The sequence below is a fragment of the Thiobacillus denitrificans ATCC 25259 genome (genome assembly GCF_000012745.1).
Taxonomy (GTDB): domain Bacteria; phylum Pseudomonadota; class Gammaproteobacteria; order Burkholderiales; family Thiobacillaceae; genus Thiobacillus; species Thiobacillus denitrificans_B.
In genome coordinates, this window is the sequence record NC_007404.1 from 2863349 (window position 1) to 2885583 (window position 22235).

Below are 22235 nucleotides of genomic sequence, written 5' to 3' on the forward strand. Positions count from 1 at the left end.
CGGGCGGCCCTTATAATCGCCGGCTTGCCATCCGAACGCCGAATTCGACGAGTTCAGGGCCCACACGCCGCCCCCCACCATGTCCAGCACGCATCCCCTCAAAGACCAACTCGCCCTCCTGATCGAAGCCGCGCTCGAAGCGCTGGCGCCGGACGCGCCGGTCAGTCTCGAGATCGAGCGGCCGAAAAATCCGACGCACGGCGACTTCTCGAGCAACGCGGCGATGCAGCTGGCGCGGCCGCTGAAAAGAAACCCGCGCGAACTCGCGCAGTTGATCGTCACCGAACTGCCGGCGTCGACGCTCGTCGCCAAGGCCGACATCGCCGGCGCCGGTTTCATCAACTTCCACCTCACGCCGGCCGCCTGGCACGGCATCGTGCGGCAGGTCCGCACCGCCGGCGCGCAATTCGGGCGCGCGCAACGCGAGACCCCGCAGCGCGTGCTGATCGAGTTCGTGTCGGCCAACCCGACCGGCCCGCTGCACGTCGGCCACGGCCGCCAGGCGGCGCTTGGCGACGCGCTGTGCAACCTCTACGCCGCGCAGGGCTGGGACGTGTACCGCGAGTTCTACTACAACGACGCAGGGGTGCAGATCGCCACGCTCGCGGCGAGCGTGCAGGCCCGCGCGAGGGGCCTGCAGCCCGGTGACGCGACGTGGCCCGAAGCGGCGTACAACGGCGACTACATCGCAGACATCGCGCGCGACTTCCTCGCCGGCAAGACTGTGAAATCCGACGATCGCGAATTCACGGCGTCGGGCGACGTCGACGACCTCGATTCGATCCGCCAGTTCGCGGTCGCCTATCTGCGCCACGAGCAGGATCTCGACCTGCGCGCCTTCGCGGTTCACTTCGACAACTACTATCTCGAATCGAGCCTCTATACCGACGGACGCGTCGACGCCACGGTGCAGCGCCTCGTCGCCGCCGGCAAGACCTACGAGCAGGACGGCGCGCTGTGGCTGCGCACGACCGAGTACGGCGACGACAAGGACCGCGTGATGAAGAAGTCCGACGGCACCTACACCTACTTCGTGCCCGACGTCGCCTACCACATCGCCAAGTGGGAGCGCGGCTTCGCGCGCGCGATCAACATCCAGGGCACCGACCACCACGGCACGATCGCGCGCGTGCGTGCCGGCCTGCAGGCCGCGAGCGTCGGCATTCCCGAGGGCTATCCCGACTACCTGCTGCACACGATGGTGCGCGTCATGCGCGGCGGCGAAGAGGTCAAGATTTCCAAGCGCGCGGGCAGCTATGTCACGCTGCGCGATCTCATCGAGTGGACGAGCAAGGACGCGGTGCGCTTCTTCCTGCTCTCGCGCAAGGCCGACACCGAATACGTTTTCGACATCGACCTCGCGCTCGCGCGCAATAACGACAACCCGGTGTACTACGTGCAGTACGCGCATGCACGCATCTGCCGGGTCTTCGAGGAGTGGAGCGGCGACGTGGCGACGCTCGCCGACGCCGACCTCGCGCCGCTCGAAGCTGCGCACGAGCTCGCGCTGATGCAGCGCCTCGCCGAGTATCCCGAAACGGTGGCGAGCGCGGCACGCGACCTCGCGCCACATCTGCTGGTGCACTACCTGCAGATGCTCGCCGGCGACTTCCACGCCTGGTACAACGCCGAGAAATTCCTCGTCGCCGACGAAGCGACCAAGCGGGCGCGGCTCGCGCTCGCCGACGCAACGCGCATCGTGATCGTCAACGGCCTCGCCTTGCTCGGCGTGGACGCACCGGAGAAAATGTAAGCATGGCAAAACCTGCGAGCCGTTCCGCAAAGCGCGGCGGCAGTTCGATCTTCACCGGCGTGCTGATCGGCTTGATCGTCGGCGCCGTGCTCGCCGTCGCCGTGGCGGTCTGGGTCACGGGCAGCATCCCGTTCAAGAACGACGGCGAGGCCGTGCGACGCACGCCGGCGCCGGCGGCGCCTGCCACCCCGGAGCCCGCGCCGAGCTTCGACTTCTACAAGGTCTTGCCGGGCGGCGCGCCGGACGAGTTGCCGTCCGCCGAGCCCGCCGCCGTGCGGCCGATCTACTATCTGCAAGCCGGCGCCTTCCAGAATCCTGCGGACGCCGACAACCTGAAGGCCCAGCTCGCACTACTCGGCGTCGAAGCCGTGATCCAGACCAGCGACGTCGCCGACAAGGGCGTGTTCCACCGCGTCCGCGTCGGTCCGTTCGACGCGCCGGCAGACGCCGAGCGGACGCGCGCCCTGCTCGCGGAGAACGATATTTCCGCGACGCTGGTCAAAGAACTTCCCACTCAACAGGAGACGCCTTGATGTTTGCCCGCGCACTGACGCTGTTTGTCGCCGCCGTTTTCTCCGTGTCGAGCCTTGCCGCGTCGGGGGACGCGTTCGAAGGCCACGACTACGCGCGGGTGAAGAATCCGCAAGCGGTCGCGACCGGCAAGAAGGTCGAAGTCCTCGAGTTCTTCTGGTACCGCTGTCCGCACTGTTTCCAGCTCGAGCCGAGTCTCGCCAAATGGATCAAGGCCCTGCCGAAGGACGCCCAGATCCGCCGCGTTCCCGCGGTGTTCCGCGAGGACTGGATGCCGGGCGCCAAGCTCTACTACACGCTCGAGCAGATGGGCCTGCTCGAGCGCCTGCACGCCAAGGTCTTCGACGCCTACCACCTGCAGAACCTCGATCTCAACGACCCCGCCGTGCTCGGCAAGTGGATCGCCAAACAGGGCGTCGACCGCAAGAAGTTCGAGAGCACCTACAAATCCTTCTCGACCCAGTCGAAGGCGACCCAGGGCGCGCGCCTCGCGATGACCTACGGCATCACCGGCGTGCCGGCCTTCATCGTCGACGGCAAATACATGACGTCGGTCGGCATGACCGGCAGCGAGGCGCGGCTGTTCGAAGTACTCGACGAACTGATCGCCAAGGCACGGGCCGAGCGGGCCGGTAAGAAAGCCGCGCCCTAAGCCCTTGCCCGCCGCGCCGCTCAAGGTTTTCATCACCGGCGCGAGCTCCGGTCTCGGCGCGGCGCTCGCCCGCCATTACGGCGCACGCGGTGCGCAACTCGGCCTCGTCGGCCGCCGCATCGAGGGCTTGCACGCCACGGCTGCGGGCCTCGACGCCCGCGTCTACTGCGCCGACGTCCGCGACGCCGCCGCGCTGCAGAAGGCTGCCGCCGCGTTTCTCGAGGCGGTCGGCGCCCCGGACGTCGTCATCGCCGCGGCCGGCATCAGCGTCGGAACCCTGACCGAGACCGCCGCCGACGCTCCGGTGTTTCGCGCCGTCATGGACGCCAACGTGCTCGGCCTCGTGCACACCTTCCAGCCCTTCATCGCATCGATGCAAAAAGGCGGCGTGCTGTGTGGCATTTCGAGCGTCGCCGGCGTGCGCGGGCTCCCCGGGGGCGGCGCGTATTCGGCTTCGAAGGCCGCGGCGACGGTCTATCTCGAGGCGCTGCGCCTCGAACTGAAGGCACGCGGCATCGCCGTCGTCACGGTCGCGCCGGGCTATATCGACACGCCGATGACACGCGTGAACCCCTACGCGATGCCGTTCAGGATGAGCGCCGAAACCGCGGGCGCACGCGTCGCCCGATGCATCGCCCGGCGCCGCGCCTATGCGGTCATTCCGTGGCAGATGGCGTGGGTCGCTGCGGCGCTCAAATGGCTGCCGAACCCGCTCTATGATTTATTATTCGAGAAAGCCCCCCGCAAGCCGCGTGGCTTGCCGACGTGACATCCCGCGGGTCGGCCGCGACGTGACCCCCTCCGGAGCAGCGATGACAGCGCCCTTGAACATCATTCTTATCGACGATCATCCCTTGCTGCGCATGGGCGTCGCCGGCTACATCCAGCAGGAGCCCGACCTCGAACTGACCGCACAATTCGCCAACGCCGCCGAACTGCGCGCCTGGATGGCGGCGGGCAACCGCGCCGACGCCGCGCTGCTCGACCGCTCGCTGCCCGACGCCGACGGCCTCGATCTCGTGTCGGACCTGCGCGATCTCGGCATCAAGGTCATCATGCTGACGATCGCCGACTCGGACGAGGAGATCTCCGAAGCGATCGCCTCGGGCGTCGACGGCTACGTGGTCAAGTCGAGCGAACCCGACCAGGTGCTCGCCGCGATCCGCAGCGTCTGCGACGGGCAGAGCAGCTTCCCGCTCAACATCATGCAGAAGATGGCGCGCGGCGAACTCAACAACAGCGCCCTGTCGGCGCTGACCGCGCGCGAAATGGAGATCGTCGACCACGTCAAGGAAGGCCTTTCCAACAAGGCGATCGCGTACAAGATGACGCTGTCGGAAAACACCGTGCGCAACCATCTGCGCAACATCATGGAAAAGCTCGGGCTGCGCAACCGCGTACAGGTCGCGACGCTGGCGCTGAAGGAAGACCGCAAGCGGCATTGACGTCCGCGCAACGCGTTGCCGTTGGCGGAACCCCCTGTTTCATCGTTCGCTTCAGCACGTCGTCTCGACGCGCCGGAGCCTTCCCTTCATCGCGGACCGAGAACCTCCGTCAGCAGATCGGTCGACGGCGCGCCCTGTATCTTCCGCACCTTGCCGCTGGCGTCCTTGTAGAAGATGGTCGGGGTAGCCGACGAACCCAGTTGTTGCATCAGTTTCTGGTTGGCTTCGAGCTGGGCCGCGGTTTTCTGCGGGATCCGGCCCAGCGGTTTGACGCCACCGGTGGCATGCGCCTGTTCGTGCCGGGTCAGGGCCGCCTCGGGATCCTTGGCCGCGAGGATGGCGGCCGCCTTGCCCGGACTGGTCGGGCCGAGGATGGCGACCATGACGTGACGCAGCTGCACTTTTCCGGACTTCACCCAGGGCCGCGCGTCATTCCAGAACTTGTTGCAGTAGGGGCAGTTCGGATCGGTGAAGGCATAGACGACGCGCGGCGCGGTGGGCTTGCCGTCGCCGACCCAGGTACTTTGGCCGAGCTGTTGCCAGACCTGCTCGGTCATCGGCTTGTTGACCAGGTCCGCGACCGGTTTCTCGCTCAGGTTGTTGCCTTTGCCGTCGATCATCGTCCCGACGATCGCGTATTTGCCATCACTCGTGAGGTAGATCGCCAGCGGCTGCTGACCGACCCGGCCGGCATAGCCGGTCAGTCCGCCGGGCGCCTTGAACGTTCCGACCACCTCGACGCCCTCGGTTTGGAGGGCCATGATCGGCGCGGGCCAGTTTTTCGCCTCGGCGGCCAGTGCCTGGGCAGGCAATGCCAGCAGGATGGCGAGAACGTAGGGGGGTTTACTCATGGATGGTTTGCTCCGGGGTTGAGGATTCTTGGGTGGCGCGCAATTGCTTCAATTTGGCCGCCAGCGCGGCGGTCGTGAGTCCGCCCATGTGGGTGTCGAGCAGGCGGCCCTGCGCGTCGTAGAAGAGCGTGAGCGGCAAGGCCGTCGAGCCCGCCATGTAGCCGAGCCGCGTGTCGGGGTCGAGCGTGACGTTCGCGAGGTCAAGTTGGCCCGCTGCGAGGTAAGTCCGCACCGTCGCCGCGCTCTCGCCCTGGTTGGCGAAGACGAAGCTCGCCCAGGTCGCCTGTTGCTGCGCCGCGGCGAGCACCGGCATCTCGCGCCGGCACGGCGGGCACCAGCTCGCCCACAGATTGACGACCAGCGGCTTGCCCGCAGCGAGCGCGGCGAGGTCGGTCGGCTCGCCGTCTAGCATACGGACCTGCACCTCCGACAAAGTCGGGTCCTGTAACGCCCGCAGGCCGATCAACGCGCCCTGCGCCGCCAGCACCCACGCGAGCAACGCGAGAACGGTCCGCGTGCGTTTCGACAAACGGTTCCAGCCTCGCCGCGTTGCGCCCATAAATGACGGGGAAAGGCTCATCGCGTCTCGCTCAGTTGTTTTAGCTTGCTGGACAGCGAAGCCGCCGACAGCTCGCCCAGGTGGGTGCCGACCAGTCGTCCGCGGGCGTCGTAGAACAGCGTGGTCGGCAGGGCGCCAGAGCCCGCCGCGCGGGCCAGTTCCCCGCCGGGATCGAGCAGCATGTTGGCAAGACCGAGCCGACCCGCGTCGAGGTAGCGCCGGACCGTCGCCGCGTCCTCGCCCTGGTTGACGAAGACGAAGCTAACGCCGGTTTCGCGTTGCTGCGCGGCCGCCAGCACCGGCATTTCGCGCCGGCAGGGCGGGCACCAGCTCGCCCACAGGTTGACGACCAGCGGTTTGCCGCCGGCCAGTGTCGCGAGATCGGTCGGCGCGCCAGCGAGCGTCGTCAAGGCGACGGCTGGCAGTTGCGGCTTTTCCGTCAGGCGCAGCGCGCCGGAAAGCGCGGCCCAGACCACCGCCCCGGTCGCGAGCCCGACGGCGAGCGGTCGGCGCAGCGCCGGTTGGCGCACCCCGCGCCAGAGCGCGACCGCGAGCGCCGCCAGGCTTCCGGCCCAGATCGTGAATCCGCCGTCGCGGATGTCGAGCATCGACCAGGGGGCGTCGCGGTAGGTGTCGAACCAGAGAATGACGAAGACGATGCGCGCGACGACGACGCCGGCAAGCAGCATCTCGCTCAGGGTGTCGACAATGCCGACCTTACAGCGCCGCCCGGCGAGGTGGCCTGCGCCCGCGGCAGCGAGACCCGCTGCCAACAGCACCGCCATGCCGATGGGCAGCGCAAGGGGGCCGAGGTTCACGGAAAGCATGTTCAGGATTTCCTCGCCTGCGCCAGGCGGACAAGGAACGCGTCCGCAGTCAGTTCGCCGACGATGCGCTGGGCGCGCCGCTCCTCGCCGTCGGGGCCGATCAGCAGCAGGGTCGGCGGGCCGAGCACCTGGTGCGCGCGCATCAGCGCGCGGTCTGCCGCGTCGTTGGCCGTGACGTCCGGCCGCAGGAGCTGCATGTCGGCGAGCGCAGCCTGCACCCGCGGGTCGGCGAACACCTCGTGCTCGATCGTCTTGCACGACACGCACCAGTCGGCGTAGTAGTCCACCAGCGTCCACTGTCCGCGCCGTCCGGCATCGGCGACGCGCGCGGCGAGGTCCTGTTCGGTCTTGGCCGGCGTGAAGCGCGCCATGAAGCCGTCCGCCGCCGCGGCCTGCGCCGGCGCCGCGGTAGCCGCGACGAAAGCGAGCGGCCGTAGCGGATCCGTCGCACCCCCGGCGGCGCCGAGCACCATCGCGCCGCCCCACAGGCCGACCAGCAGCGCCAGATAACGCGACATCAGGCGGCCTTTTTCGCTGGCGATCTTCTGGATCAGCGCGAACAGGCTCAAGGCGACGGCCAGCAGCCAGGCGCCCCACAGCCCGAGCGTCAATTCGGCGGGCAACACCCGGGCGACGAAGGCGATCGCGGTGGCCAGCAGGACGAAGCCGAACACGGCCTTGACCCGGTTCATCCACTCCCCCGGGCGCGGCAGCAGACGGGCGCCGAGCGTACCGACGAGCAGGAGAGGAACGCCCATGCCCAGTCCCATCGCGAAGAGTGCCAAGCCGCCGGTCACAACATCGCCGGTATTGCCGATGTAGAGCAGCGCGCCGGCCAGCGGCGCGGTCATGCAGGGGCCCACCAGCAGCGCCGACAGGACGCCCATCGCCGCCGCACCGCCGAGCGTGCCGCCGCGCTGGCTCTGGCTCGCGGTGTTCAGACGGTTGCGCAGCACTGCCGGCAACTGCAGTTCGTAGAAGCCGAACATGGCCAGCGCCAGCCCGACGAAGGCCAGGCCGAACGCGCCGAGCACCCAGGGGTTCTGCAGCGTCGCCTGGACGTTGGCACCGGCCAGCGCCGCACCGGCACCGACCGCGGCATAGGTCAGTGCCATTGGCAGCACAAAGGCCAGCGAGAGGACGAAACCGCGCCGCGGCCCCGCCCCGCTGCCGGCGATCAGGCTCGAAAGAATCGGCAACATCGGAAGCACGCAGGGGGTGAAGGTCATGAGCAGACCCAGGCCGAAGAACACAGCCAGCATCCAGCCCGGGTTCGCCCGCGACAGGCGATCGGCCAGGTCCTGGTCTTCGCCGAGCGCGGCGCCGCCCTGCCGGGGCGCATCGGCCGTCGGCTCGACCGACGTCGCGCTGCCGGCAAGGGTCACGCGCCGGGTTTGCGGCGGGTAGCATATGCCCGCTTCGGCACAGCCCTGCCAGCTCACCGTCAAGGCCTGGGCCGCTGGGGCTTTGACGAGGACCGCCAATCGATCGTGATAGACCTCGCTCGGGCCGAAATACTCGTCGTTCTTGACGACGCCCGGCGGCAGGCTGACCGCTTCGACGCTGCCCGCCGGCTCGCCCTCGACCTTCACCTGCTTGCGGTACAGGTAATAGCCTTCGCTGATGACCCAGTTCAGGCGCACCTGGCCGTCGCCTTCTTCGCTCACGCCCAGACGGAAGGCCTCCTCCACCGGCAGGAAAGATTGCTCGGCATGCGCGGGCACGGCCCAGAGCAGAACGAGGATCACGACCGACCAGAACGAACGCAGCATGAACAGCTCCAAAATCTTGACGAGCGCGCATCTTTGACGGCCCGGGTTAAGGCTACATTAACGGAGCTGTGCGACGAACGTAGGGGCACCACTTTATGCGGGTATTGCTGATCGAAGACGACGACCTGATCGCCCACGGTGTCCAGGCTGGCCTGGGCGCGCGGGGCCTGACGGTGGATCGGGTCGAGACCGCGGCGCAGGCGCGAACCATGCTCGCGACCGTGCACTACCAACTGGCGATTCTCGATCTCGGTCTGCCCGACGAGGATGGCATGAGTCTGCTGCAGCGCTGGCGCGCGGCGGGCGTCGATCTGCCGGTGCTGGTGCTGACCGCGCGCGACGCCGTGGAGGACCGGGTCGCCGGACTGCGCGCCGGCGCGGACGATTACCTGCTCAAACCCTTCGACCTCGACGAACTGCTCGCCCGCCTGCAGGCGCTGCTGCGCCGCGCCGCCGGGCGCAGCGCGGATGTCGTCGAGCATGGCGCGCTGCGGCTCGACCTCGAGCGCGGTGACGTCTCTCTCAACGGCCGTCCCGTCGTGCTGACGCGGCGCGAGCTGGCGCTGCTGGCCGCGCTGCTGCACGCGCGCGGCCGCATCCTCAGCGCCGACCAGCTCAAGGACAGCCTGTACGGGTTCAGCGAGGAGATCGAGAGCAACGCACTGAGCGTGCATATCCACCACCTGCGGCGCAAGCTCGGCGCCGACCTGATCGAGACCGTGCGCGGCCTCGGCTACCGCTTCAACATGTCAGACGCATGAGCCTGCGCCTGCGTCTGCTGCTGATGATCGGGGTGTCGCTGAGCCTGTTGTGGGGCGGGGTCGCGATGTGGATGCTGCACGATCTGGAAGGTGAAATGCGCCGCACGCTCGATCAGCGGCTCGCGATGTCGGCACGCATGGTGGCCGGGCTGGTCGCACAGAATCCGGCGGCGTGGGACACGGTCGACGGTGCCGGCCCCGCCCCGCTGACCGTGCCGGCGACCGCGAAGGGGCTCGCCTGCCAAGTCAGTTCGCTGCGCGGCGAAGTCCTCGCGCGCACGCCCGGCGCGGCGCCCGCCGCGATCGCGACGGTGACGCCGGGATTTGCCGAGCGCGAGATCGACGGCGAACGCTGGCGCAGTTATACCGTCGAGGCGCAGGGTGTGCGGATCACCACGGCGGACCGCCTGGCCGAGCGCGACGATCTGCTGCGCGACGTGATCGCCGCTGCGGTCGTGCCCTTCGTCGTCGCGCTCGTCGGCAGCCTGGCGATGCTCTGGATCGGGGTCAGAAGCGGGCTCGTCCCGCTCGAGCGACTGCGCCAGGCCCTCGCCCGACGGGCGCCGGACGCGCTGACACCTATCCCCGACGCACCCATGCCACGCGAGCTGCAACCGCTGGTCGACGCCCTGAACCAGCTGCTCGAACGAATGCGCACCGCCATCGCGCGCGAACGCCGTTTTACCAGCGACGTCGCGCACGAACTGCGGACGCCGCTGACCGCGGTCAAGACCCACCTGCAGGTCGCCCGCATCACGCACGGCGCGGCCGCGGAGACGGCGCTCGATTTCGCCGAAGAGGGCGCGTCGCGCCTGCAACATACCCTGCAGCAGCTGCTGACGCTGGCGCAGGTCGAGGGCCCGTTTTCCTGGGACGAGACCGAGCGTGCTTACGCCGACGAGGTCGCTCGCCTCGCGATCCGGGACGCGGCACCCGAAGCGCCCGGCCGCATCGTCTTCGAAAGCCACGGTGTTCCGGCCGAACTCGCGCTGCCCCAGGCGCTCGCCGTGACCGCGCTGCGCAACCTGCTCGACAACGCGCTGTGCCATTCCCCGTCGGAGCAAAGCATCACGCTGGAAATCGAGGCCGGGCCGGACGACGTCCGTTTTCGCGTACGCGACAGCGGACCCGGCCTGCTCCCCGACGAACTCGCGCGCGTCACGGAACGCTTCTGGCGGCGTGACCGCGGGCGCGGGAGTGGATTGGGGCTGGCGATCGTGCTCGCGATCGCCGAGCGCTGCGGAGGCTCGCTCTCGCTGGCGCCACCCGCGACGGGCGGACTGGAAGCCGAACTGCGCTTGCCGCGCGCTGAACGCGATCGCGCGAGTTGAAGGCCCCCACGGGGCGTTTCAGCGAGCGGGTCGGACCCGCGCGGAAAGCGCGGGGATGCGGATGTAAAACCTTGATCATGGCGACGCCGGCACGCTCCGCATCCGCCGCGTCCTCAGATTCGTCCGAGCCCTTCGCCTTACTCGACCGTCACCGACTTCGCCAGGTTCCGCGGCTTGTCGACGTCGGTGCCCTTCTGCAGCGCGGCGTGATACGACAGCATCTGCAGCGGCACAGTGTGGAGAATCGGCGAGAGCGCGCCGTTGCCGCCGCCGGGCAGGCGGATGACGTGGACGAAGGGCGACTCCTCGATGTGCACGTCGCCGTCGGCGAACACGTAGAGTTCGCCGCCGCGCGCGCGCACTTCCTGCATGTTGGATTTGAGCTTCTCGATCAACTGGTCGTTCGGCGCGATCGTGATGACCGGCATGTCTTCGTCGACCAACGCGAGCGGCCCGTGCTTGAGTTCGCCGGCCGGATAGGCCTCGGCGTGGATATAGGAAATTTCCTTGAGTTTGAGCGCGCCTTCGAGCGCGATCGGATAGTGCACGCCGCGGCCGAGGAACAAGGCGTGGGTCTTGTTGGCGAAGCGCTGCGACCAGGCCTCGACCGCGGGTTCGAGCGCGAGCACCTGTTGCAACTTGTTCGGCAGGCTGCGCAAGGCGGCGAGATGTTCGGCTTCCTGGGCCGCACTGAGCCGGCCGCGAAGCTTCGCGAGGACCAGGGTCAGGAGGAAGAGACCGGCGAGCTGCGTCGTGAAGGCCTTGGTCGACGCGACGCCGATCTCGGGGCCGGCACGGGTCAGGAATTTCAGCCGCGAAGCCCGGGTCAGCGCCGACTCGGGCACGTTGCAGATCGTCAGCGTCTTGTCCTGGCCGAGGCTCTTCGCGTGGTTCAGCGCGGCGAGCGTGTCGGCGGTTTCGCCCGATTGCGAGATCGTGACGATGAGCGCGTCGGGATTGGGAACGCTCGTGCGGTAGCGGTATTCGCTCGCGATCTCGGCGTGGGCCGGAATCCCGGCGATCTCCTCGAGCCAGTAGGTGGCCACTTTTGCTGCATGGTAGCTCGTGCCGCACGCGAGGAAGGTCACGCCGTCGACCTTTTCGAGGACCTCGGCCGCGTCGAAGCCGAACCACTCGGGCTGAACGTGCTCCTGCGAGACGGCGACGAGCAGCGTGTCGGTCAGTGCCCGCGGCTGCTCGTGGATCTCCTTTTGCATGAAGTGACGGTAGGTGCCGAGCTCGGCCATGTCCGCCGAAAGCTCGGAAACGTGGACGCTGCGGTCGGCCTTGTTGCCGGCCGCGTCGTAGACCGCGACGCTCAGGAGGCCGACGTCGGCGACATCGCCTTCTTCGAGATACATCACGCGCTGAGTCACCGGCAGCAGCGCCGAGACGTCCGAGGCGATGAAGTTCTCCTCGATGCCGAGCCCGATCAGGAGCGGACTGCCCTTGCGCGCGCAGACGAGATGATTGGGCGCATCCTCGCTGACGACGCCGATCGCGTAAGCGCCTTCGAGTCGCGCGACCGCCGCGCGCGTCGCTGCGAGCAGGTCTTTCGACTGGCGGTAGTGCAGGTCGACGAGATGGGCGATGACCTCGGTGTCGGTCTCCGACTCGAACACGTAGCCCGCGGCCCTGAGTTCGGCGCGCAAGGCTTCGTGGTTTTCGATGATGCCGTTGTGCACGACCGCGAAACGGCCGCTGACGTGGGGATGGGCGTTCGCCTCCGAAGGCGCGCCGTGCGTCGCCCAGCGCGTGTGCGCGATGCCGAGATGGCCGGACAGGGCTTGCGCCGCGCAGGTCTCGGCGAGCGCGGCGACCCGCCCGACGCTGCGTGCGCGCTTGAGTCCGCCGTCGATGATCACGAGGCCGGCCGAGTCGTAGCCGCGGTACTCGAGACGGCGCAGGCCCTCGAGCAGGATGGGGACGACGTTACGTTGCGCTACCGCGCCGACTATGCCGCACATGCTTAGCCTTCCTTTTTCGGTTTTATGGGCCGCTTCCAGCCGCTGATCGTCTGCTGCTTCGCTCGCGAGAGCGTGAGCTCGCCGGGCGGCGCGTCGCGCGTGAGCGTCGTCCCGGCACCGAGCGTCGCCCCCTGCCCGACCGTCACGGGTGCGACGAGCTGGGTGTCGGAGCCGACGAAGACGTCGTCCTCGATCACGGTGCGGTGCTTGTTGGCACCGTCGTAATTGCAGGTGATCGTGCCGGCGCCGATATTGACACGCTGGCCCATCGTCGTATCGCCGACGTAGGACAGATGGTTGATTTTCGAGCCGGCGTCGATGGCGCTGTTCTTGATCTCGACGAAGTTGCCGACATGCACGTCGCGCGCCAAGCGTGTGCCCGGGCGGATCCGCGAAAACGGTCCGAGCCGGCCGGCCTCGCCGATCGTCGCGTCGTCGATCAGCGTGAACGCGTCGAGACGGGTGCCCGCGGCGATCGAGACGTTGCGCAGCACGCAGTTTGCGCCGATCTGCACGCCGTCGCCGAGCTCGACCCGGCCTTCGAACACGCAGTTGACGTCGATCGTCACGTCACGCCCGCAGACCAGGCTGCCGCGCACGTCGAGCCGTGCAGGGTCCATCAGCGTGACGCCGTCGGCGAGCAGACGCTGCGCGACTTCGTTCTGGTGGATGCGTTCGAGTTCGGCGAGCTGGGCCTTGCTGTTGACGCCGAGCACCTCCCAGTCGTGCTGGGGCTGATGCGTCTCGATCTCGACACCGTCGCGCACGGCCAGTGCGACGATGTCGGTCAGGTAATACTCGCCCTGTGCGTTGTCGTTCCTGAGCTCGCCGATCCAGCGCTTGAGGTGGCGCGTCGGCACGGCGAGGATGCCGGTGTTGACCTCCTGGATCGCGCGCTCGGCGGCGCTGGCGTCCTTGTGCTCGACGATGCGGGCGACCCGCGCGTTCTCGCGCACGATGCGCCCGTAGCCGTCGGGGTGGGCGAGATTCACGGTCAGGAGCCCGAATTTGCCGGCATCGGCGGCCGCGGCGAGCGGCGCGAGCGTCGTCGTGTGGATCAAGGGAACGTCGCCGTAGAGCACGAGCGTCACGCCGTCGTCAGCGAGCTGCGGCAGCGCCTGCTTTACGGCGTGCCCGGTGCCGTGCTGTTCGGCCTGGAGCACGAAGCTCAGCGTCGCCTCGGCCATCGCCTGAGGCACGGCTTCGCCGCCGAAGCCATAGACGACGCAGGTCCGCGCGGCGCCCAGCGCCTGCGCGGTCGCGACGACGTGCCCGAGCAAGGGGCGGCCGGCGAGTTGGTGCAAGACCTTGGGCAGGTCGGAACGCATGCGCGTGCCCTTGCCGGCGGCGAGGATCAGGATGTCGAGTTTCGGATGCATGCTTGTCCGTGGAAGAGGTGCCCTCGGGGGCGTAGCAAATCGCGCGCCAAGTATAAGGCCTCGCCGTGGCGGTCGAAACACGCCAGGCGCGGGGGTCGGCGCGTCGACAAGGCCAGTCGTGGCGATCCCTGGCTGCGGCTCAAAAAAATACGGGGCCGCAGCCCCGTATTTTTGTCTGTCGCCGCGCTTACTGTTGCTGCGGCTTCAGTTCGACCCTGCGGTTCTTGAAGCGGCCGATGTCGTTGCCGTTGTCGGCGATCGGTTGCGACTCGCCGTAGGCCTTGGTCACCAACTGCTCGGCCGGGATGCCCTTGCCGATGAGGTACTCACGCACGGCCTCGGCGCGGCGCCGCGACAACTCCATGTTGTAGGCTTCCGACCCCTTGCTGTCGGTGTGGCCGCCGACTTCGACGGTGCCCTCGCCCCAGCCCTTCAGGGTCTCCACGGCCTGGTCGAGCTTTTCGCGGGCCTCGGGCCGCAACGTCGCCTTGTCGTACGCGAAATTCACGTCCTCAAGCACGATGGAGCGCGGCGCGGGCGCGGGCTCCGCAGCAGGCGCGAGCGCGGCGGGTTCCGCCGGCGCCGCCTCGGCGACCGGCGGACAGCCGTCGGGCGTATTCGCCGGCGTGTCGGGGCACTTGTCGTCGTCGTCGACGACGCCGTCGCCGTCGCGGTCGAGTTCGCAGCCATCCGGGCCGACCTTGCGTCCGGCCGGGGTGTTCGGGCACTTGTCCTTGTCGTCGGTGACGCCGTCGCCGTCGCTGTCCTCGGGCGGCACGTCGCACGGCCGGTCGAGTAGTTGGCGTCCGGGGCAGCCGATCGTGCGGAAGAGTTCGTAGCCTGTGGTTTTTCCGGTCGGGCTCGCCGGGTTGCTGGGATCGTAGAAGGTCGCACCGCTCGGCGTACCTTCAGCCGCGTGGCCCGACATGGCACTCGCCGACAAAATCGCGGCCACGCCGGTCTTCAACAGAAAGCGGTTCACTCGCATGATTAGATCCTTTGACTTATTTGAGTTGGCTTGTTGGAATCGGTGCGCGAGCGTTCCCCCGCCCGTCGCAACGCCAATTTAGCTTATCGCATGCGCCGTGTCAGTCGGCCGTCCGGAGGTCGGGCTGTCAGAATGCGCCTTCGTGGCGTCTCGACCGCGGGCAAAAAAAAGGCAACCCGGACCGGTTGCCTTTTCTGCGAAGCGGAGACCCTTAGGGCAGCTTGCGCAATTTCTTGATCGCCGCAAGCTGCGCGACAGCCTGGGCGAGTTCGGCTTGGGCCTGCGCGTAGTCGAGCGTCGCCGCCTTGTCCTTCATCGCCTCTTCAGCAGCCCGCTTGGCCTCGAGCGCTTTCGCCTCGTCGAGATCAGCCCCGCGCACTGCCGAGTCGGACAGAATCGTGATGAGATGCGGCTGCACTTCGAGTATGCCACCGGAGACGTAGACGAGTTCTTCCTCATCCTGGTTCGGCGCCTTGATGCGCACCGAGCCCGGGCGCAGCGTGGTCAGCAGCGGCGTATGCCGCGGGTAGATGCCCAGCTCGCCGCGCTGTCCCGGAGCGATCACCATCTCGGCGGTGCCCGAGTACAGGGACTTTTCCGCGCTGACGATGTCGACGTGTATGGTCATGGCCATGTTGTAACCTCGTTAGGGGTCAGGATCGAGGGTCAGGGGTCAGGGGTGGTGCGGCTGCGCCGCGCGTTTCCCTGAATCCTGAATCCCGACCCCTGATCCCTTGTTTACTGAATCGTTTTCGCCTTTTCGACCGCTTCTTCGATGCCGCCGACCATGTAGAACGCCTGCTCGGGCAGGTGGTCGTACTCGCCTTCGACGATGGCCTTGAAGCCCGCGATCGTGTCTTTCAGCGTGACGTACTTGCCGGGCGCGCCGGTGAACACTTCGGCGACGAAGAACGGCTGCGACAGGAAGCGCTGCAGCTTACGTGCACGCGACACCGCCAGCTTGTCTTCGGGCGACAGTTCGTCCATGCCCAGAATCGCGATGATGTCGCGCAGTTCCTTGTACTTCTGCAGCGTGCCCTGCACCTTGCGCGCGACCGTGTAGTGCTCCTCACCGACGACTTGCGGATCGAGAATCCGCGAGGTCGAGTCGAGCGGGTCCACCGCGGGGTAGATACCGAGTTCGGCAACCTGACGGCTCAACACCAGCGTCGCGTCCAAGTGCGCGAACGTCGTCGCGGGCGACGGGTCGGTCAAGTCGTCCGCCGGCACGTACACGGCCTGGAACGAGGTGATCGAACCGGTCTTGGTCGAGGTGATGCGCTCCTGCAGGCGGCCCATCTCGTCGGCCAGGGTCGGCTGGTAGCCCACCGCGGACGGCATGCGGCCCAAGAGCGCCGACACTTCGGTACCGGCCAGCGTGTAGCGGTAGATGTTGTCGACGAACAGCAGCACGTCGCGGCCTTCGTCACGGAAGTACTCGGCCATGGTCAGACCGGTCAGCGCAACGCGCAGACGGTTGCCCGGGGGCTCGTTCATCTGGCCGTAGACCAGGGCGACCTTGTCGAGAACGCCGCCTTCCTTCATCTCGTGATAGAAGTCGTTGCCTTCACGGGTACGCTCGCCCACGCCGGCGAACACCGAGAAACCCGAGTGCTGCACAGCGATGTTGCGGATCAGTTCCATCAGCGTCACGGTCTTGCCGACGCCGGCACCGCCGAACAGGCCGACCTTGCCGCCCTTGGCGATCGGCATGATGAGGTCGATGACCTTGATGCCGGTTTCGAGAATCTCGACCGTCGCGGCCTGGTCGGCGTAGGCCGGGGCCTTGCGGTGGATCGGCATGGTCGTCTCGGCGCCGATCGGGCCGGCTTCGTCAACCGGATCGCCGAGCACGTTCATGATGCGGCCGAGCGTCTTCTGGCCGACGGGCACCATGATCGGGTTGCCGGTCGACAGCACGTCCATGCCGCGGCGCAGGCCGTCGGTCGAGCCCATCGCGATGGTGCGGACGACGCCGTCGCCCAGCTGCTGCTGGACTTCGAAGGTCAGCTCGGGGGCCTGCATCTTCAGCGCTTCCATGACCTTGGGCATGGCATCGCGCGGGAATTCCACGTCCACCACCGCGCCGATGATCTGAACAATTTTTCCGTTGCTCATGTTGATTTCCTAATGATTTAAATTCTGTAAGCGCTCAGACTGCAGCGGCGCCCGCGACGATCTCGGACAGTTCCTTGGTGATCGCGGCCTGACGGGTCTTGTTGTAAACCAGCTTCAGCTCGCCGATCACGTTCTTGGCGTTGTCGGAAGCGGCCTTCATGGCCACCATCCGCGCCGACTGCTCGCTCGCGATGTTTTCCGCGACGCCCTGGTAGACCAGCGATTCGATGTAGCGCATCAGCATCGCGTCGACGACCGGCTTCGCGTCGGGCTCGTAGATGTAGTCCCAGTGCGTCTTCAGGCTGGCTTCCTCGGTGCTTTCCATCTTTGCCAGCGGCAGCAGCTGGGTCAGCGTCGGCTCCTGCTTCATCGTGTTGATGAAACGGTTGTAGACCAGATAGAGCGCGTCGATGCGGCCTTCCAGATAGGCATCGAGCATGATCTTGACCGGGCCGATCAGCTTGTCCATGTGCGGTGTGTCGCCGACGCCGGTCAGTTGAGAGACGACGTTGGCGCCCAGACGCTGCATGAAACCGAGGCCCTTGTTGCCGATCGCGGTGACATCGATGCCGACGCCGGCGGCCTCCCACTGCTTCATCTGGTTGACGACGACGCGGAAGGCGTTGGTGTTCAAGCCACCGCACAGGCCCTTGTCGGAGGTGACGATGATGAGGCCGACCCGCTTGACGTCGTCACGCGCGATCACGAAGGGATGCTTGTACTCGGGATGCGCGTACGCGAGGTGGGTCGCCACGCGGGCGATCTTCTCGGCGTAGGGGCGCGCGGCCTTCATGCGGTCCTGCGCCTTGCGCATCTTGGACGCCGCGACCATTTCCATGGCCTTGGTGATCTTGCGCGTGTTTTCTACGCTCTTGATCTTCGTCCTGATTTCTTTTCCGGCTGCCATGCCTGCTCCTAATTAAACTGGCGCTGCCAATCAGCTCGGTCTATCAATAGACGCCGGTTTTCTTGAACTCTTCGACCGCCGCGGTCAGCGCCTTTTCGGTCTCGCCGTCGAGGTTGCCGCTGGTTTCGATGGTGTCCATGATTGCCGCGTACTTCGATTTCATGAACGCCTGCAACGCCGCTTCGAAGGCGAGGATCTTATTCACCTCGACCTCGTCCATGTAGCCGTTGTTGACAGCGAACAGGGTCAGTGCCATCTGCGACACCGACATCGGCGAGTACTGCGCCTGCTTCATCAGTTCGGTGACGCGGCGGCCGCGCTCCAGCTGCTTGCGCGTCGCTTCGTCGAGGTCGGACGCAAACTGCGCGAAGGCCGCAAGTTCACGGTACTGCGCGAGCGCCAGACGAACACCGCCGCCGAGCTTCTTGACGACCTTGGTCTGCGCGGCGCCGCCGACGCGGGACACCGACAGGCCGGCGTTGATCGCGGGACGGATGCCGGCGTTGAAGAGGTCGGTCTCGAGGAAGATCTGGCCGTCGGTGATCGAGATCACGTTGGTCGGCACGAACGCGGACACGTCGCCGGCCTGCGTTTCGATGATCGGCAGCGCGGTCAGCGAACCGGTCTTGCCCTTGACGGCGCCGCCGGTCAGCTTCTCGACGTAGTCGGCGTTGACGCGCGCGGCGCGCTCGAGCAGACGCGAGTGCAGGTAGAACACGTCGCCGGGGTAGGCTTCGCGGCCCGGCGGACGGCGCAGCAGCAGCGAGACCTGGCGGTAGGCCCAGGCCTGTTTGGTCAGGTCGTCATAGACGATCAGCGCGTCTTCGCCGATGTCGCGGAAGTACTCGCCCATGGTGCAGCCGGAGTACGGGGCGATGTACTGCATCGCGGCGGCGTCGGACGCGGTCGCGGCGACGACGATGGTGTGTTCCATCGCGCCGTGCTCTTCGAGCTTGCGCACGACGTTGGCGACCGACGAGGCCTTCTGGCCGACGGCGACGTAGATACATTTAACGCCGGTGCCCTTCTGGTTGATGATCGCGTCGATCGCGACCGCGGTCTTGCCGGTCTGGCGGTCGCCGATGATCAGCTCGCGCTGGCCGCGGCCGACCGGCACCATCGCGTCGATCGACTTGAGGCCGGTCTGCACCGGCTGGTCGACCGATTTGCGCTCGATGACGCCGGGGGCGATGCGCTCGATCGGCATGCTGCTGTCGGCGGCGATCGGACCCTTGCCGTCGATCGGCTGGCCGAGCGAGTTGACGACGCGGCCCAGGAGGCCACGGCCGACCGGCACTTCGAGGATGCGCCCGGTGCACTTGGCGACGTCGCCTTCCTTGATGTGCTCGTAGTCGCCGAGGATCACGGCGCCCACCGAGTCGCGCTCGAGGTTGAGCGCCACGCCGAAGGTGTTGCCCGGCATTTCGATCATTTCACCCGACATCACGTCGGACAAACCGTGAATGCGGACGATGCCGTCGGTGACCGACACGATCGTGCCCTGGGTGCGCAGTTCGCTCGACGCGCCGAGGTTCTCGATCTTGGCTTTAATCAGTTCGCTGATTTCGCTTGGATTCAATTGCATTTCTGTTCTCCGAACCGTGAGGTTCCGATAAATGGGTGTACTCGATTAGCCTTGCAGGGCGAACGCCATGCGCTGCAGCCGTCCCTTGACGGAACCGTCTATCACCTGATCGCCGATCATGATCACGGCACCGCCGATCAGCTCGGGATCGACCGCGACCTGCACGTTCACCGCGCGCTGGAACTTCGCCTTCAGCCCGGCGACGAGATCGTCGACCTGGGCCTGCGACAGTTCCTGCGCGCTCGTGATCGTGGCTTCGAGCGTGCCTTCGGCGCCGGCCTTGAGCGTCTCGAACTGCGTCGAGATCTCGGGCAACAGCGTGAGCCGATCGTTGGCCGAGAGCACCTTGACGAAATTCGCACCGCGCTCGCCGAGACCGTCGCCCGCGACGCTGACGATCAGCTCGGCCACGCGATCCGCCGGGACGGCCGGGTCGGCGATCAGCCGCGCGACCTGCGTGTCCGACACGATGGTCGCGAGCGTGGTGACGCGCGAAGACCAGCCGGCGAGGTCGTTTTCGTCCTGCGCCATGCGGAAGACCGCTTCGGCGTAGGGGCGTGCCAGGGTGGACAGTTCGCTCATGATTACAGCTCGGCTTTCAGCTGGCTCAGGAGGTCAGCGTGGGTTTGCGCGTTGACTTCGCGGCGCAGGATCTTTTCGGCGCCGGCAACGGCGAGCGCCGCGACCTGTTCGCGCAGGCCTTCGCGCGCACGGTTGGCTTCCTGCTCGATGTTGGCTTGGGCAGCGGCGAGCTGGCGGTCGCCCTCTTCCTTCGCGGCGAGCTTCGCTTCCTCGACGATCTGCGCGGCACGCTTTTCCGCTTGGGCAATCACCTCGGCAGCCTGCGCCTTGGCGTCGCGCATGTTGTCGCCGGCCTTCTTGGCAGCCAGTTCGAGTTCATGCTTGCCGCGGTCGGCGGCGGCCAGGCCGTCGGCGATCTGCTTCTTGCGCGTTTCGAGCGCGTTCATGATCGGCGGCCACACGAACTTCATGCTGAACCACACGAAGAAAATGAACGTGATGGACTGGCCGATCAAAGTTGCGTTGAAATTCATTTCCGCACCTTTAAATGACGGGTTTAAAAACGGGGGATGACGAAACGTTCCGAATCAAACCCGCGTATCAACCGGCGACGGCGAACAGGACATACATGGCCAAACCGACCGCGATCATCGGCACGGCGTCGACCAGACCCATGACGATGAAGAACTGGGTGCGCAGCATCGGGATCAGTTCGGGCTGACGCGCAGCGCCTTCGAGGAAGCGGCCACCAAGGACGCCGATACCGACGGCTGCACCGAGTGCGCCCAGACCCATCATCAGGGCACCAGCGATGTACAGCACGGCTTGAGTCATTTCCATTTGTTGCTCCTAAAAGTAAAAATCAAAGTTGAAAACAGGGAACCAAAAGATCAGTACTACGAAATCAGTGATGCTCGGCGTGCGCCATGTCAAGGTAGACGATGGTCAGCGTCATGAAGATGAAGGCCTGCAGCGTGATGATCAGGATGTGGAACACGGCCCACGCCCACTGCAACGCGCCGCCGAAGAGCGCAAGAACCCAGCCGCCACCGAACATCAGTGCGATCAGGATGAAGATCATTTCGCCGGCGTACATGTTGCCGAACAGACGTAGGGCGAGCGAAATCGGCTTAGCGATCAGGCCCACGCCCTCGAGCAGCAGGTTGACCGGGAAGAGGAACTTCGGGAAAGGCTGGAACGCGAGTTCGGAGAAGAAGCCGCCTGCGCCCTTCATCTTGACGCTGTAGTAGAGCACCAGGAAGAAGATCGACAGCGACAGACCGAAGGTCACGTTGGGGTCGGTCGACGGCACGACCTTCAGATAGGGAATGCCGGCCATGGTCGCCACATAGGGCAGCCAGTCGACCGGCAGCAGGTCCATGAGGTTCATCAGGAAGACCCACATGAACACGGTCAGGGCAAGCGGCGCGACGAGCGCATTCTGGTGCGAGAACGAACCGCGCACCGACGTGTCGATGAACTCGATAACCCACTCGACGAAATTCTGCAGGCCGGTCGGCACGCCGACGGTGGCCTTTTTCGCAGCGAGGCGGAACAGGAACAGGAACAGCACGCCGAGGCCGATCGAAAACAGCATGCTGTCGACGTTGATCGCCCAGAAGCCCATGGCCTTGGCTTCTTCGGCACCGTGGGCAAAGCCCCAGGTACCGTCAGCGTGCTGTCCGTAGGTCAGGTTCTGCAGGTGATGCTTGATGTACTCGCCGGAGGAAGCGTATTCCGTAGCCATAGTGATCAAATTCAATAAGTGGGTTTTGGATGGACGCGCGACGCGCCCCCATTCAAAACCAACCTCGGCGATGGCTCGCCGTGCCGCTATCTACGCCGGCTCAAGACCGTGGCCGCAAGCCAGCCGAATTGCGCGAGCGCGAACCCGACGAGCAAGGGCAGGGGCGCCAGCTTCAATACCCCGAGTCCGACCGCGAGAAGCCCGACCAGCATGAACAGGCGTTCGAGCGATGCCCGAATGAACACCTTGAGCAAACGATGCTGATCCCACTCCGGATGACCTGCCGACTGACGCTCATGCCACAGCAGGACCGCGCTGAGCGCGGCTGCCGCGCAAGCCCCGTAGGCCACCGCGACCCCTGCTTCGGCGCCGAATGCGACTGCACTCGTCAGCCCGCCCAGCGCCGCAAGCGCGAACTGTGCCAGTGCCGCCCGCCGCAAAAACGCCAATCCGTGAGCGCGGGTGCCGCTAAACATTAGCCGGCAATGATAATCGAATTAGCGCGGTCTATGCAATCATCAAGCAGCTTGATGATGAATT

At 66.5% G+C, this 22235-nt stretch carries 23 protein-coding genes; 7 read left to right on the plus strand and 16 right to left on the minus strand.

Translation table 11 applies throughout. From position 1 onward, the window contains the following. The first annotated feature begins 79 nt into the window (after positions 1-79). Genes argS through TBD_RS13965 form a run of 5 tightly spaced genes read left to right on the plus strand, consistent with a single transcriptional unit; the run spans position 80 to position 4381 of the window. Positions 80-1753, plus strand: coding sequence for an arginine--tRNA ligase (gene argS, locus TBD_RS13945; protein ID WP_011313294.1), 1674 nt, complete (start codon positions 80-82; stop codon positions 1751-1753). 2 nt (positions 1754-1755) lie between these two features. Then, positions 1756-2286: an SPOR domain-containing protein gene (locus tag TBD_RS13950; RefSeq protein ID WP_011313295.1), complete on the plus strand. Its 531-nt coding sequence runs from the start codon at positions 1756-1758 to the stop codon at positions 2284-2286. Continuing rightward, positions 2286-2936 carry a thiol:disulfide interchange protein DsbA/DsbL gene (locus TBD_RS13955; protein WP_011313296.1) on the plus strand — a complete coding sequence of 217 codons (651 nt, stop codon included), beginning with the start codon at positions 2286-2288 and terminating at the stop codon, positions 2934-2936. The genes TBD_RS13950 and TBD_RS13955 overlap by 1 nt, the downstream gene beginning before the upstream one ends. 4 nt (positions 2937-2940) lie before the next feature. Further along, positions 2941-3705, plus strand: coding sequence for an SDR family oxidoreductase (locus tag TBD_RS13960; RefSeq protein ID WP_011313297.1), 765 nt, complete (start codon positions 2941-2943; stop codon positions 3703-3705). Between the two features lie 55 nt (positions 3706-3760). Next, entirely contained in the window at positions 3761-4381 is a 621-nt protein-coding gene (locus tag TBD_RS13965; protein ID WP_238376465.1) for a LuxR C-terminal-related transcriptional regulator, read from the plus strand. A gap of 86 nt (positions 4382-4467) precedes the next feature. Here TBD_RS13965 and dsbG read toward each other — a convergent pair whose 3' ends face one another. From dsbG to dsbD, 4 genes are read right to left on the minus strand one after another with little or no spacing between them, the layout of a single operon-like run. Beyond that, entirely contained in the window at positions 4468-5232 is a 765-nt protein-coding gene (gene dsbG / locus TBD_RS13970) for a thiol:disulfide interchange protein DsbG (protein WP_011313299.1), read from the minus strand. Continuing rightward, on the minus strand, positions 5225-5761 hold the full coding sequence (locus tag TBD_RS13975; protein WP_049750263.1) for a TlpA family protein disulfide reductase: 537 nt from the start codon (positions 5759-5761) through the stop codon (positions 5225-5227). The genes dsbG and TBD_RS13975 overlap by 8 nt, the downstream gene beginning before the upstream one ends. Before the next feature lie 47 nt (positions 5762-5808). Beyond that, a complete protein-coding gene (locus tag TBD_RS13980; RefSeq protein ID WP_011313301.1) occupies positions 5809-6618 on the minus strand; it encodes a TlpA disulfide reductase family protein in 810 nt (269 codons plus the stop codon). A 2-nt stretch (positions 6619-6620) separates the two neighbouring features. Beyond that, positions 6621-8390: a protein-disulfide reductase DsbD gene (gene dsbD, locus TBD_RS13985; RefSeq protein ID WP_011313302.1), complete on the minus strand. Its 1770-nt coding sequence runs from the start codon at positions 8388-8390 to the stop codon at positions 6621-6623. Positions 8391-8485: 95 nt separating this feature from the next. Between dsbD and TBD_RS13990 the strand changes: the two genes are divergently transcribed. Both TBD_RS13990 and TBD_RS13995 read left to right on the plus strand, forming a co-directional pair. After that, entirely contained in the window at positions 8486-9151 is a 666-nt protein-coding gene (locus TBD_RS13990) for a response regulator (protein ID WP_011313303.1), read from the plus strand. Further along, a complete protein-coding gene (locus tag TBD_RS13995; protein WP_011313304.1) occupies positions 9148-10482 on the plus strand; it encodes an ATP-binding protein in 1335 nt (444 codons plus the stop codon). Before TBD_RS13990 ends, TBD_RS13995 begins: the two co-directional genes overlap by 4 nt. A 137-nt stretch (positions 10483-10619) precedes the next feature. Here the strand turns inward: TBD_RS13995 and glmS are convergent, their stop codons facing one another. From glmS to TBD_RS14055, 12 genes are all read right to left on the minus strand, one after another. After that, positions 10620-12449, minus strand: a complete 1830-nt coding sequence (gene glmS / locus TBD_RS14000; protein ID WP_011313305.1) for a glutamine--fructose-6-phosphate transaminase (isomerizing) — start codon at positions 12447-12449, stop codon at positions 10620-10622. A gap of 2 nt (positions 12450-12451) precedes the next feature. Then, positions 12452-13828: a bifunctional UDP-N-acetylglucosamine diphosphorylase/glucosamine-1-phosphate N-acetyltransferase GlmU gene (glmU, locus tag TBD_RS14005; protein WP_011313306.1), complete on the minus strand. Its 1377-nt coding sequence runs from the start codon at positions 13826-13828 to the stop codon at positions 12452-12454. A gap of 187 nt (positions 13829-14015) precedes the next feature. Then, positions 14016-14816, minus strand: coding sequence for an OmpA family protein (locus TBD_RS14010; protein WP_011313307.1), 801 nt, complete (start codon positions 14814-14816; stop codon positions 14016-14018). Between the two features lie 211 nt (positions 14817-15027). Beyond that, the gene (locus TBD_RS14015) at positions 15028-15450 is read right to left on the minus strand and encodes a F0F1 ATP synthase subunit epsilon (protein ID WP_011313308.1); all 423 of its coding nucleotides are present in this window, start codon (positions 15448-15450) and stop codon (positions 15028-15030) included. 104 nt (positions 15451-15554) lie between these two features. Beyond that, a complete protein-coding gene (gene atpD / locus TBD_RS14020; RefSeq protein WP_011313309.1) occupies positions 15555-16934 on the minus strand; it encodes a F0F1 ATP synthase subunit beta in 1380 nt (459 codons plus the stop codon). A gap of 34 nt (positions 16935-16968) precedes the next feature. Next, on the minus strand, positions 16969-17841 hold the full coding sequence (gene atpG / locus TBD_RS14025) for a F0F1 ATP synthase subunit gamma (RefSeq protein WP_011313310.1): 873 nt from the start codon (positions 17839-17841) through the stop codon (positions 16969-16971). A 43-nt stretch (positions 17842-17884) separates the two neighbouring features. Further along, a complete protein-coding gene (atpA, locus tag TBD_RS14030) occupies positions 17885-19426 on the minus strand; it encodes a F0F1 ATP synthase subunit alpha (protein ID WP_011313311.1) in 1542 nt (513 codons plus the stop codon). A gap of 45 nt (positions 19427-19471) precedes the next feature. Continuing rightward, positions 19472-20008 (minus strand): F0F1 ATP synthase subunit delta, encoded by a 537-nt coding sequence (locus TBD_RS14035; RefSeq protein WP_011313312.1) that lies wholly within the window; start codon positions 20006-20008, stop codon positions 19472-19474. A 2-nt stretch (positions 20009-20010) separates the two neighbouring features. Beyond that, the gene (locus TBD_RS14040; RefSeq protein WP_011313313.1) at positions 20011-20481 is read right to left on the minus strand and encodes a F0F1 ATP synthase subunit B; all 471 of its coding nucleotides are present in this window, start codon (positions 20479-20481) and stop codon (positions 20011-20013) included. Positions 20482-20548: 67 nt separating this feature from the next. Continuing rightward, on the minus strand, positions 20549-20788 hold the full coding sequence (gene atpE / locus TBD_RS14045) for a F0F1 ATP synthase subunit C (RefSeq protein ID WP_011313314.1): 240 nt from the start codon (positions 20786-20788) through the stop codon (positions 20549-20551). 64 nt (positions 20789-20852) lie between these two features. Further along, positions 20853-21695: a F0F1 ATP synthase subunit A gene (atpB, locus tag TBD_RS14050; protein ID WP_011313315.1), complete on the minus strand. Its 843-nt coding sequence runs from the start codon at positions 21693-21695 to the stop codon at positions 20853-20855. Positions 21696-21781: 86 nt separating this feature from the next. Further along, complete coding sequence (locus TBD_RS14055; RefSeq protein WP_238376466.1) at positions 21782-22135, minus strand: hypothetical protein; 354 nt, start codon at positions 22133-22135, stop codon at positions 21782-21784. Positions 22136-22235: the final 100 nt, after the last annotated feature.